At 46.1% G+C, this 12,653-nt stretch carries 6 protein-coding genes and 2 pseudogenes; 1 reads left to right on the plus strand and 7 read right to left on the minus strand.

What is annotated here, in order from left to right; all coding sequences use genetic code 11:
* The first annotated feature begins 132 nt into the window (after positions 1 to 132).
* Positions 133 to 1,419, plus strand: a complete 1,287-nt coding sequence (locus tag QUB37_RS20670) for a Glu/Leu/Phe/Val dehydrogenase (protein WP_333165551.1) — start codon at positions 133 to 135, stop codon at positions 1,417 to 1,419.
* 82 nt (positions 1,420 to 1,501) lie between these two features.
* Here QUB37_RS20670 and nrdJ read toward each other — a convergent pair whose 3' ends face one another.
* From nrdJ to QUB37_RS29890, 7 genes and pseudogenes are all read right to left on the minus strand, one after another.
* On the minus strand, positions 1,502 to 4,795 hold the full coding sequence (nrdJ, locus tag QUB37_RS20675) for a ribonucleoside-triphosphate reductase, adenosylcobalamin-dependent (RefSeq protein WP_333165553.1): 3,294 nt from the start codon (positions 4,793 to 4,795) through the stop codon (positions 1,502 to 1,504).
* A gap of 205 nt (positions 4,796 to 5,000) precedes the next feature.
* Entirely contained in the window at positions 5,001 to 5,288 is a 288-nt protein-coding gene (locus tag QUB37_RS20680; RefSeq protein ID WP_006630975.1) for a hypothetical protein, read from the minus strand.
* A gap of 150 nt (positions 5,289 to 5,438) precedes the next feature.
* Entirely contained in the window at positions 5,439 to 7,601 is a 2,163-nt protein-coding gene (locus tag QUB37_RS20685; protein WP_333165555.1) for a DUF4394 domain-containing protein, read from the minus strand.
* Between the two features lie 576 nt (positions 7,602 to 8,177).
* The gene (locus QUB37_RS20690; RefSeq protein ID WP_333165558.1) at positions 8,178 to 9,845 is read right to left on the minus strand and encodes a hypothetical protein; all 1,668 of its coding nucleotides are present in this window, start codon (positions 9,843 to 9,845) and stop codon (positions 8,178 to 8,180) included.
* Between the two features lie 77 nt (positions 9,846 to 9,922).
* Positions 9,923 to 10,876: an ABC transporter ATP-binding protein gene (locus tag QUB37_RS20695; protein ID WP_333165560.1), complete on the minus strand. Its 954-nt coding sequence runs from the start codon at positions 10,874 to 10,876 to the stop codon at positions 9,923 to 9,925.
* A 181-nt stretch (positions 10,877 to 11,057) separates the two neighbouring features.
* Positions 11,058 to 11,609, minus strand: a pseudogene (locus QUB37_RS29885) (DUF6745 domain-containing protein); the annotation flags it as partial.
* Positions 11,610 to 12,173: 564 nt separating this feature from the next.
* A pseudogene (locus QUB37_RS29890) lies at positions 12,174 to 12,650 on the minus strand (leucine-rich repeat domain-containing protein); the annotation flags it as partial.
* Between the last annotated feature and the right edge of the window lie 3 nt (positions 12,651 to 12,653).

A 12,653-nucleotide genomic window follows, 5' to 3' on the forward strand; every position in this document is an offset into this window, starting at 1 on the left:
CAGCAACGCCAAAATTAAGATGTCAGCTATTCTTGCTTCTTCCCTCTGACTTCAAAATCTGACGGACACTAAATAATTAATCCGTGTATCCGTGTCAAAATCCGTGTCGTGCTTTCCTTCTTCCTTCCAATTATGTCTGAATCATTATTTGCCGATGCCAGCCGCCGATTAGAACGAGCCTTAAAATATGTGTCGCTTTCCGAGGATACGATTGAAAGGTTGAAACACCCCAAATCCAGTTTAATTGTATCGATTCCCGTGCGGATGGACGACGGTTCCCTGCGAATTTTTCAAGGTTATCGGGTGCGCTACGACAATACCAGAGGCCCGTCTAAAGGAGGAGTGCGCTATCATCCGGGAGTATCCCTTGATGAAGTGCAATCCTTAGCATTTTGGATGACTTTTAAATGTGCAGTTTTGAACTTGCCTTTTGGAGGAGCAAAGGGCGGAATTACTCTCAATCCCAAGGAATTGTCCAAACTGGAATTGGAACGGTTGAGCCGGGGATATGTCGATGCGATCGCAGATTTCATCGGCCCCGATGTAGATATTCCCGCGCCGGATGTCTACACCAATCCCATGATTATGGGTTGGATGATGGATCAATACAATATTATTAAGCGGCAGCTTTCTCCGGCGGTTGTGACTGGTAAACCAGTGACAATTGGTGGCAGCTTGGGCAGAGATACGGCTACAGCAATGGGTGCTTTTTTTGTAGTACAAACTATTCTACCCAAATTTGAGCTAAATCCTCAAGATACAACTGTCGCAGTACAAGGGTTTGGTAATGCAGGTGCAGAAATAGCTGAACTGCTCTGGAAAGCAGGTTACAAAGTTGTTGCTGTCAGCGATTCCCAAGGGGGAATTTATGCTAAACAAGGGCTGGATATCCCCAGTATTCGAGGATTTAAAGACTCTAACAAAGGTATCAAAGCTCTTTACTGCGAAGGTTCAGTTTGCAATATTATCGAACACGAAATCTTGACAAATGAACAGCTTTTAGCATTAGATGTAGACGTGCTGGTTCCAGCCGCTTTGGAGAACCAAATAACTGAAGCGAATGTTAATGATATTAAGGCTAAGTTTATTTTTGAAGTAGCTAACGGGCCGATTGATTCGGCTGCTGATTTGATTTTAGAAGCGAGGGGAATTCAAGTAATTCCTGATATTTTAGTTAATGCCGGAGGCGTAACGGTTAGTTATTTTGAGTGGGTGCAAAATCGCAGCGGACTTTATTGGACGCTGGATGAAGTCAACCAGCGGTTGAAGCATAAAATGGTCGAAGAAACAGAATCAATTTGGAAAAAATCTCAGGAATTGTCAGTTTCCATGAGAACTGCGGCTTACGTGTACGGGTTAAATCGACTCGGAGAAGCGATGAATGCGAAGGGAACGCGGGATTATTACATAAAAGGTTGAGAAACAAAATCCCCGACTTCTTTTGGTTATCTTCGTGAAATATCGAAGTAATTTCAGAAGTCGGGGATTTGGCTATTGGCTATTACATAGCCTTAGTCTCCGGCATCAAACACTTATCAGAATCACAGCCCGCCGGCCCGGAATCCATCATTTCACCTAAGTCATAGCGACTCAAAGCCGCGTGAAAAACATCAATTTCCCGGCGCGCTAAAGTCTCTTCCAGCATCTTGGTGTAAGTTTCCTTGCTCACCGGTTCAAAGGGCAAACGCGGAAAAGTTTCAAGAGCATCAAACCTAGCCAAAAGGGCTGCAGAAATGTAGCCTTCATCATCGCGAATGGCTTCATAAATCCGAGTGCCCAAACTTTCCACTTCATTTTCGCGCAGTTCAATCGTGGCCGAAGTGTTATGTCTGACATAGAACTTTTGCACCTGCATATAAAAGTCCATTTGTGCCGCCGCTGAGAACTTGTTAATGTCAATTTCATCAGCACCGGGCAAATCAGCCCAACTTACTGCAACAGGTATTTCTACCAGCCATTCTGTACAGCGTTCATCGAAGGGATTGTTCAGCAAATTGCCGTTTTCATCTTTGTCAGATTGAGACGGAATCACGTTGTATCCGTAGTCGATGCAGGCGAGGGCTACGGGGTCGTTTTTGCCAAAAGTGATTCGGCGAATGAAACGCTGGGCTTTCGGCGGATGCCACCCCGGCGAAGCACCTGTCAGCAGAGATTTAGTACCCGATGGTTGAACGGTTGTGCAGCGATTTGGGCGTTTTAAGGAATGGCGATCGCAATAATCCCATACTACCCGATTCACAATCTCGCGCCAACCACTCAAATACTCTTCTTCCCGCTGTTTAAAAGCGATTCCTTGCGGAGTTTGCGGGCGACCTTCCACCCACCAGCGCAGCCACTCAACGCCAAAAGCGTGAACGAAGAAATCGAACAATCCCGTGAAAGATACGCCGACAATCGGGTCGAGTTCGCGGCTGTATTGATAGCGGGGTTCAAGAAATTTGTGATTGAGAAGTACCGCGACAGATAGAGCCGCAGCCCTGAAAGCTTCTTCCTGTTCTTTGAAGTTGTAAGGGTCAATTTGATTGAGGTGGATCTCAGAAAGATTACAGTTTCCAGCTAGGGTATTGCCGAAAACTCCCTTATGAAACTCTGGTTCGTTGAAGCAGTAAGTATCGTGCAATCCTGGTAATTCTTCGACACTTCTGACCACTTGCCATTTACCTTTGTGTTTAGCATTCGTCCCTTTGCTCACATCTAACCGCTGACAAGGAATTTCACCACAGTCAGTAATTTGCAAGTAATACAAATCCCGACTTCGGACACCGTAATTAGTAATTGACCCTTGATGAGCGCAAAGATTTAGCGACGAACGAATACCACATTTGGTCAAAAGTAACTGAACTCTGAAAGCGCGATCGCGGTCAGAAATATAAATTCTGATACCATTACTGTGGGTATTCGAGCCGTCAGTATCGGCTAATCCAGCAATAAAATGTAAAATTGCTTGCCGATTCCAGCTCGCAATTACATTTAGTGCTTCTGGGTTAACTTTCAAACTTTTCAGCAACTCTCCAGAAAAGCTCAAGTTAGTTACATCGGTAAAAGCAGGTAAATAGTCATAGCTTCTTTCTGGAGACTTATTTCCTGCTACTGATAATGCCATTTTGTGTTCGTAAAGTCGAACTTTCGCATTGTCATTTTTGTCTGTAGTCCCATCTCCTACAGCCACCCCCAAAGTGTAAGCATAACTTGAATCGATATTCAAGCCATCTTCATACTGAATTGTAAAAGGTTCAGTATGAATGCTATACCGACTTGTATCCATCAAGTCTTTGGTTTGAACTTCTCTGTAAACTTTACCAAAGCGATCCTTGACAAAAAAGCGATGATATTCTGTGGCATCCAGATAAGTACCATCACCAAACTTTACACGATAAAGTTTGCGTCGCCCACCACAATTATCACTCGCTGTCTTAAATGGTGTGACGCAGCTCCATCTTTTACCATTCCAAATCTCAATTTCAGTTCCAAGAACGTCCTTTATTTTATGCAGCCCGTCTCTAGTAATTAGCAGAGTGTCGCCACTGACACAATGAAAATTAGAGCCGATGATTTCACCACACGGGTTTAAGCCCACACGGACTAACCGATGCTCTAACTCGCCAGCAGTCATGTTAGGATGGCGTTCCTGCAACCACTCTTTAGCTTTTCCTTCGTCGTAAGCTTTCAAAAACTCACTTCTAAGACTCGGTGTTGAAAGTAAATCAACGTTAGATCGAGCTACAGCTTCCCCGGCCCATTGAATCGCACCTTCGCCGCTATAATACTGTTTGCGGACAGCATCAATACATTCTTCTAATGTAGGTTTGGTATGGAAAACTCGCGTATGGTTAGCCATCCGAAGGGCATCGCGTTCTGGATCTATTCTCCAGTTGCCGCTTTCATCTTGTTGCCACAGATTGTTTTTAGCATTTGCGGCCAGTTCGTCCTCAAAAGAAAACTGACGCATTCCGGCCGATCTTCTAATATTTCCAGCGACGATCGTGACCGCCGCTTCATCTATCAAAATGCAGCATTCAACTGAATTTAACTGCCGCCCTAAAGCTTTATTCAAAATTGCGGCGCAGCGCTGATAAAGGTCGGGCAATTTCACCGGATTTGCTACTCCGCCAAAACCTTTTAAAGGTTCTCCCACGGGGCGAACATCGCTCAAATCGATGAATACTTGAACTTCTCCTGCAAATCTTTCATCTGTGGATAATTCCAGCAAAGTTTGATAGGAGTTTACCCAACCTTGGCGAGAATCTCCGACATAAATAGTTGCGGTTTTTTCTGCTATTTTTACCTCGGTTTCTTGACGGCGCAACTCGGCGGGTGTAGAGCCGATTTCGCCTTGCATGGTTAGGGTTAAACGGTTGCGAATCGGCGGCAGTTGGTTGATATATTGTGGTTCCAAGACTGCCCCAGTGCCGCAGCCCATCATTGCCAAATCCATCAACAAGCCAAAGGAACGCCAATCGAGAATATTTGTTGAGGAGCAATTATATGCGCCGGAAAAATTCTCTGGTTGCTCGATCCATTTGCTGCCACCTACCCACAGCCAGCGGCCTGAAGCGAGGGTTTTGAGCTGGTTTTGCATCCGGTGCAGCAGTTGTGTTTCTTCGGGGGTGAGGTTTCCAAGCTTTTGCAGCCCCTTGACTGTTCGATCGCACACTTCCTCCCAAGTCTCCCGCCCTGTCTCGGTACGGCGGCTGTAAGTCCTAAAAAATACTGGATTGGCTGCGGGTGCTGTTTCGGGGAAATCGGACAGGTTGCGTTTCTCGCTGGCACTCGATCGCTCTAATTCTCGAACCATAGGTTGTGTACTGACGTGTCGGAATATATCAAACTACGAATATACAACAGGATTCAGATTTAGGGTGAAAGCTGGACAAATTTGACAATTTGCACTAAATATGGAGCATAGAAGTGTACAAGCTCGATCGGGCGAGATCCTCAAAACTTGACAAAAAAACCCGATTTCTTCCTGAAACCGGGTGAAGCGCAAATCTTGTCAATTGTCAATCCTTTGTCAATAAAAACTCAATATTGGGTAACAGCGGGTCTTGAACAACCCCCACACCGTTAAATCCCCAACGTTCAAGCAGCTTTTTTACCTGAGAACCGGAAATCGATTCTACTCCGAATCGATCGGCAACATCAGCAGCGTGGGCATTGAGATAACTCAAAGCGTCATAGTCTTCGCGAAACATCAGCAGGTAACTCACTGCCGCATCTGGATTGGGATTCGCGGACAGATATTTGCCATCACTGCGGGAACGTAGCAAGTAAAAAACTTGAGATAACATTTTATCTTGTTTGTCAAAATAATAGATTAACTCAAATTGGGCATTGGGAATCAGGAATCGGGAATTGGGCATTGGTAAATTAAAAAAGTTTAATTATTTTTCTTCCTTCTTCCTTCTTCCTTCTTCCTTCTTCCTTCTTCCTTCCCCTATTTAAATCAAAGTCAGCGCTAAGCCTTTAATCCCTCGCCCGTCACCAATTTGACCGACAATCGAAGCTTGACCGGTCGTCAAATTGATATTGTACAGGCTAGAAACTCCGCCAACCTCGATCGCAGCCAAAGCCGTCTCGTTACCGCCAACACTCCTGACATCAAAGCCGAGAACGGTACCAGCATCAATTCCCAAAGATCCGATCGTATTCAACACTCCATTATTCGGCGGATCTTGCCGCACCAAAATGTCTAAATTGGTGTCAATTGCAAACAGCGTAGTCGAATTTGCCCCTGCTAAGTTATTCACATACGCCGCCGCAGCAGCCGCGCCGGGATTGCCAAAATTGCGATCGCCCGCAGCATAAGCCAAATTCCCGTCGAGTTGAACTCCCCCCGTCAACGTGTCAAAATCTACAAGTGCCCCAGTATCAGGGTTGAGACGGGCGTTTTGACCGACTTGATTGACAAACCGAATTCGATCGACTGTCGGATTGAAATCAAAACCCGCAGCCCCCGGAGTTAGGGGAACAGCAAACTGGCCGCTACCGACTGCACTTGCTTGCCCAGTAACTGGATTAATCGCGTACAAGCGATTGCTAGAACCCACACCGTATAGCACACCGTTAGCGGGGCGAAAATCAATTCCCAGCAAACTTTCTCCCGGCTGCAACCCTGTAACTGCCGCGTCGCTGAGAATTGCCCGCGGTGCCGCCTCATTAAAACCGACAATTGTTTCAGCGCCATTTCTGACAGTTAAAGCGTAAGCTGTAGGCAAAGGCAAAGCCAAACCGTTAATCTGTCTCCCGTCGGCAATTTGACCGACAAAGGAAGCTTGACCGCTACTTAAATTGATATTGTACAAGCCCGAAACGCCACCAACTTCCAGCGCCGCCACTGCCACCTCGCGGCCGCCAATACTCCTGACATCAAAGCCGAGAACGCTAGTAGCATCAACTCCCAAAGATCCGATCGTATTCAACCCTCCATTATTCGGCGGATCTTGTCGCACTAAAACATCCAAATCGCTGTCAATTGCAAACAGGGTTGTCGAAGTTGCGCCGGCAAAGTTATTCGTGTACGCAGCCCCTGCTGCAGCCGGATTTGACCCAAAATTGCGATCGCCCGCAACATAAGCTAAATTCCCGTCGAGTTGAATTCCCCCCGCCACCGTGTCAAAATCCACAAGTGCCCCGTTATCCGGGTTGAGGCGGGCGTTTTGATCGGCTTCATTGACAAACCGAATTCGATCGACCGTCGGATTGAAATCAAAGCCCGCAGCCCCCGGAGTTAGGGGAACAGCAAACTGCCCGCTACCGACTAGACTTGCTTCCCCGGTTCTCGGATTGATAGTATACAAGCGATTGCTAGAACCCACACCGTAAAGCACACCGTTAGCCGGCCGATAATCAATTCCCAGCAAATTTTCTCCCGCTTGCAATCCAGTCACGGGGAAATCTGAGATCACACTTCCCGGATTGGAAAGACTAAAACCGACAATCCGATTAGCAGCAGTTAAAGCATAAGCCGTTGTCAGCGCTGGAGGCGGGGGATTGGGAACAACGCTGCCAATATTATTAGTGAAACTTGCCTGGTTAATCGCACTTTGTCTCACCCCTCTGAGAGTAGCGAGAAATTCTCCAGTCACTCGGTCTTGAATAACAGTATCGTTTCCAGCTTCCTGAATATTCAAGTCGCTAAAACTAAGACCTCCCGCCAAACCGATTAAATCTGTACCGGCTGCAAAATCGGCGATCGCGTCAGCATTTGCGAAATTAGCACCGCCGCTGGTACGACCAGGATCTGCATCAGCATAGCGCCTCAAAACAAATAGGTCTGCCCCGTCTCCGCCTATCAGGACATCAGTATCTCGATCGCCCGACAAAACATCATTGCCGGAGTTTCCCGATATGGAATCGCTGCCTTTCCCGCCCACTAAAAAATCGTTACCTTCTCCGCCGTTAATAGTATCGTTCTCTAAATCTCCAAAAATCGAATCTTGACCTAAATTGCCTTCAATTAAATCGCTTTGCTTTCCTCCAAAAATGCTGTCATTACCGGAATTTCCCGCAATGGTGTCATTGCCCATCAAACCAAAAATTAGGTCATCTTCTGGAGTTCCTGCTAGCAAGTTTGCTTGTGCGGTGTCTCTAATTTCTGCCATGCTCTAATCACCCTCTAATTTTGATACTTTCGTGGCCTAACGGCGGCGGTATTCTCAGTCAAAATATCACAAATTCGCACTTTTAGGATAGTTTTTATTATTTTCGGCTGTAGGGGTGGCTTGCCATAAAAGTATTACACGCAGCTAAAATGATATATAAACCAGCCCCCGGATTCAAATAAACCCACTCCTAAATACAGATCGCTTAGCCGTATTTTATAGTTGGGTGTGTAGCTGGCGGGCGATCGCACCTTAACTGCAAACAGGCAAGCTGAAATTTTTAGCGGTGCGAACTTATGAAATTTTGTACTGCGTTCATTAGTAATATACGCTGACGCTATAATTTTGGATCTGTACAGCTAGAAATTATTTTTCAAATTTAATCTTAAAGCCTGCGAAGGTGCGCTTTGTGTGTGTAGCGGCGACCACCAGCGCTCAATATAAAGTCGAGTATAAATGCGGAATTGGCATAATAAGTTAGTCGAACAGTCGTCTTCAGACGACTTAAGCTTTCAGGCAGGGGTTTAAGCCCCTGCCTGAATCGGAGTTTCACGTTTGATCCCTTCCCCTGCTTTTTCAAGCTTTCAGCAGTGCTTTAGAAGCTGATTGCCCTGCGAGTCTCAGTTGCGATCGCAATTTGAGATTCAACAACACCAAGACCGTCCACTGACTGAGTATGGAGAGCAAAATCGTATTTCCTGACGCTGCCACAGACGACGAAGACAAAAAGCCAGCAAATGTTGAAGACAACCACAAAATAGGAGCTTTTTCTGGGGTCAGCGACAGCATAGATAAAATCAGAGGCGGCAACAAGATAGCGCTGCCGATTGTGAGAACGGCCAAAATTTCCCGCTGTCGATTTTTTGTCAATAGAAATAGTTGGACGATGGCTGCGTAAACTAGGATGAGATTAAGGCAGAGAATTACGCCCCAAAATCCGTTTGTCTCATTTTTTTTAAACAGCATCCAAGGTGTTAAAATTAGGACTGAGCTGAGGAGATTAATCCCGATCCCAACTACAGCCGGACTTTTATCGCTCCAAATTAAATCGAGTAGCGGGTAGCGCCGCCACAACTTCTGATTGCTGGGAACGATTTGTTGCCGATACCTCGCCCAATCGTACAAAGATTGTCTGTCCGATGTTAAAGCTGCAATTAAAGCTAAGAACATCAGCAAATTCAAGATAAGCACACTAGCTTCATTAGCGTAGGGTGGAGGGCTTGATTGGAGTGCAAATCCTAAAATTATTAGCTGACAGCAGATAACTAGCACATAACTTTGCCGCTTGCTCAAAACTGTAGCACTGGGATTGGGAAAGCGGCGCTGCCATCCCTGCCACATCCAGTAGGTTCCTGTACCACAAACCAACAGAGACAAAGCAAGGCCACTCGCAATATTTGTACCCACTGGCGAGTAAAACCATTGCAACTTGTCTAAGTTTTCAACTAACGAATCGAAATCAGTTTTATTAGCTAGAAAAAGCTGATATCTCAGCATAGCAAGGGGAGACAAAAAATGGAACACATCCCCAGCAGTTCGCGTGAGCGGCAGCCAAGAAATCCCAAACACAACAAAAACCGTAGCGCTAGCCAACCAAGGTTGAAATCCTCCCAACCAACTGGTTGTCAATCCAAATAGCATCGCACCGCTGTAAAATAAAGCACAGCTAGCTGCAACTGCTATGTAGAAACATAAAATTTCATGCAGGGGTATTTGAGCGACTAATCCAGCGTACAAATGCAGCGGTACTGTCATAATTGCTGCTAGATACAGTAAAATGGGGACGCCGAGAATTTTGCCGAGAAAAATTGTTTTTGCTGACTGGGGACTGAGGCGAATAAAGTTGAGCGTGCCGCGGCGTTCCTCCTTGTCTAAGTCGCTGACCAGCATATAAGTCCCTGCTACTAATAGGGCTAACACGCTCAATATGCTCAGCCAAATGAATATCTCTAGCCACCACTCCCGCCAGTTAATGACAAAGTTGCTGAAGGCATCTCTGACGCAGATTTTTTCATAGGAACGGTCACCATCTAAAGTGCAAAATCTGTGATAGATGGGGTTAGTGTACTCCCCATTAGCAGGGGGAACGGGTATCTGGGCATTGAAAGACTTGAACAGTAGCAGTTGAGCGCTTAGGGAAAGGGCAGAGGCGATCGCCATATTGCCAGTATTCAAGCGGCCTTTGATTTCTCGAAATAACTGGGGATTCCAGTTGCCTATTTTGTCTAGTAAGTGGAGTGTCATTGGTTATTGGTGATTAGTAATGGGTGACGACTTAGTTATAACTCACTGTTTATTGGGGTAAACAGGAAAGGAGCAAATTAAGATGCTTGCTGGTGTCCCATCTTGAGGAAGATGGTTTCTAAGTCTTCTTGAGTGCGGTGGAATTCGGTTAGGGGAATGTTGGCGGCGACGAGTTCGCGTAATAAATTTGCCGCATCTTCCGGGCTTCCTGAAAAATCAACGCACACCTGTTGAGTTTCCCGGATTATTGCCCAATTTTCCACCCAAGGAAAGTTTTTTAATTCCGATGTTAGCGCTTCTAATTTATTTCCTACAACCGACATAAAAATTTGCTGGCGGCTGAGGCGTTTGTAAAGTTCTTGTAAGGGTGCGCTTTCGACCAGATATCCGAGTTCCATGATACCCACCCAGCTACAAAGTTCGGCTAAGTCGCTGAGGACGTGTGATGATATGACTACGGTCATGCCGGCTTCTTGCAAAGCTTTGATAATTTCGCGGAACTGCATTCGGGCGATCGGATCTAAGCCAGAAACGGGTTCATCTAACAACAGCAACAGCGGTTCGTGGATAATAGTTCTCCCCAAACTCAGGCGCTGTTTCATCCCCCGCGACAGGGTGGAAATTAAGCTGTTGCGCTTGTTGGTTAGTTGCACGAGTTCTAAAACGGAATTGATTCGCTCTCGGCGGCGCGGTTGCTGGAGGTTGTAGAGTCGGGCAAAATAGTCTAAATAATCCCAAACAGTCAAGTCGTCGTACAGGGGAAAGTCATCGGGAAGAAAGCCGATGCGCTGTTTGAGAATCGGGTGCGATCGATCGCGCAATAACCTATCGCCATTGATGTAAATTTCCCCTATAGTCGGTTCCTCAGCCGCCGCCAGCATTCGCAGCAAGGTAGTTTTGCCGGCACCGTTGGGGCCGATCAGTCCGCATACTTCGCCTGCAGCTACTTGCAAATCGATGTCATTGACGGCTATATGGCGATCGAATTGTTTCGTCAGCCCGCGAGTTTCTATTGCTAGTTGTTTTGCCATGTTTGGAGGGTGAATGAAGTTTTATCGGTGCATTCCTGGCATGGAAATAGAAGTCTACAACTAGCCTAGCCCGTTCTTCAATGAATTGTCAGCCCCGTTCTGAAATTAAAAACTCAAACGCTTTTATATCTGCTATGCCCGATGCCCACGAGCATCTAATTTACCTGAGAAAGGCTATATATCAAGTCTGCACGGAAAATTCCTCTGGATCAATATCCCAATTTACCCAGCGAATTGCCTTCCTAGCAGATGTCAGGTTAGGCGGCACTCTCAAAGCGTGAATGAATCCCGTACTCGGACAAGTCATTTTTAACAAACAAATCGGCTCGACATCTGCGTTATCTATTTGTAATAGTGCATATTCCTGCCAACTATCTATTTGTTTTGCTGACAATTCTTGACAAATGCGATCGTAACCAATTCCTTGAATTAACACTCGCCGAAGTTCGGCATTCTCTTCTGCTAAAAGCCATTGGGATTGCCATTGATTGGGGTGGACTTGGCCGTAGTTTTCAGGCAATCTGACACCGTGATAATAGTAAAAATTCCATCCATCCGCAAACTCGATCGCAGGTTCTCCTTCCGCGTGCAAGCGGTTTTCACTGTCAAAGCGCAGGTGGCGCGGGCGATCGCACACCGCGCAAATCTTTTCACAGGGAAATATAAAACCGCAATGCTCGAAAAGCAGCTTTTGGGAGCGAAGTATTTCTTGTGCCTTTTCCGAGAGATTGAGGTCTAATGAAGAGATATACAATTGGGTCAAATAGATTTCTTTAAACAAACTCCAGGGGGTTTCAGGGAATTTCAGGTATAATAAATGATCGGAAAAAACATTCCCCATCGTTTGTTCCGATCGCTCATATTCGTCAACCAATTCGCCCATTAGCGAACTCAGTGTGCTGTCTGCTTCCGACTCCATCGTCATGCTACGGAACTCATACTCCCACACCGCCGGACTTGTAAAGTCTCTCAAAATCCATGGGGAGATGGATATCCATTCCCCGTCTAGCTTGTTCTCCTCTCTATTCCGATGCCCTTCGTTTGACCAGTTTGGTGAATGGTCGCCTTTTAGCAAGTTGAAGATTTGGAGAAAAGCGTCCCGGGGACTGCTGCAAATAATAACGGAGGGTTCTTCTAGGCCAATAGCGGCATAGGCAAGTTTGACTGCTTCTGTGGCTTTTTGAGCATCAATTGGCCTAGTCGAGAGAGTAAGATATTTCTGTGGGAGTTCCCCTAACACGCACATAGCGGTAATTCGATTGGCGCGAAGATCGAGTTTGGCCAGATTGGCGAGCGAGCGCAAAGCGCTGATGTCGGTAATTTGATTGCTGCACAGATTGAGTGTGGTCAGATTGGTGAGCGAGCCGAGGAAGCTGATATCGCTAATTTGATTGTTGTCGAGATTCAGTGTTGTCAAATTGGTGAGCGAGCCGAGAAAGCTGTAGTCGGTAATTCTATTGTTGCTGAGATTCAGTGTTGTCAGATTGGTGAGCGAGCCGAGGAAGCTGATGTCGGTAATTTGATTGTAGCTGAGATCCAGTGTTGTCAGATTCGTGAGCGACCCGAAAAAGCTAATGTCGCTAATTTGATTGTTGTAGAGATACAGTGTTGTCAGATTGGTGAGCGAGCCGAGGAAGCTGTAGTCGGTAATTTGATTGTTGTTGAGATTCAGTGTTGTCAGATTGGTGAGCGAGCCGAGGAAGCTGTAGTCGGTAATTCTATTGTTGCTGAGATTCAGTGTTGTCAGATTGGTGAGCGAGCCGAGGAAGCTGATGTC

It is taken from the genome of Microcoleus sp. AT3-A2 (assembly GCF_036705685.1).
Taxonomy (GTDB): Bacteria; Cyanobacteriota; Cyanobacteriia; order Cyanobacteriales; family Microcoleaceae; genus Microcoleus.

What these genes read in the sequence shown, in the direction of transcription:
- QUB37_RS20670 (WP_333165551.1), top strand. Translation starts at nt 133, where the DNA reads ATGTCTGAATCATTATTTGCCGATGCCAGCCGCCGATTAGAACGAGCC.
- nrdJ (WP_333165553.1), bottom strand. Translation starts at nt 4,795, where the DNA reads ATGGTTCGAGAATTAGAGCGATCGAGTGCCAGCGAGAAACGCAACCTG.
- QUB37_RS20680 (WP_006630975.1), bottom strand. Translation starts at nt 5,288, where the DNA reads ATGTTATCTCAAGTTTTTTACTTGCTACGTTCCCGCAGTGATGGCAAA.
- QUB37_RS20685 (WP_333165555.1), bottom strand. Translation starts at nt 7,601, where the DNA reads ATGGCAGAAATTAGAGACACCGCACAAGCAAACTTGCTAGCAGGAACT.
- QUB37_RS20690 (WP_333165558.1), bottom strand. Translation starts at nt 9,845, where the DNA reads ATGACACTCCACTTACTAGACAAAATAGGCAACTGGAATCCCCAGTTA.
- QUB37_RS20695 (WP_333165560.1), bottom strand. Translation starts at nt 10,876, where the DNA reads ATGGCAAAACAACTAGCAATAGAAACTCGCGGGCTGACGAAACAATTC.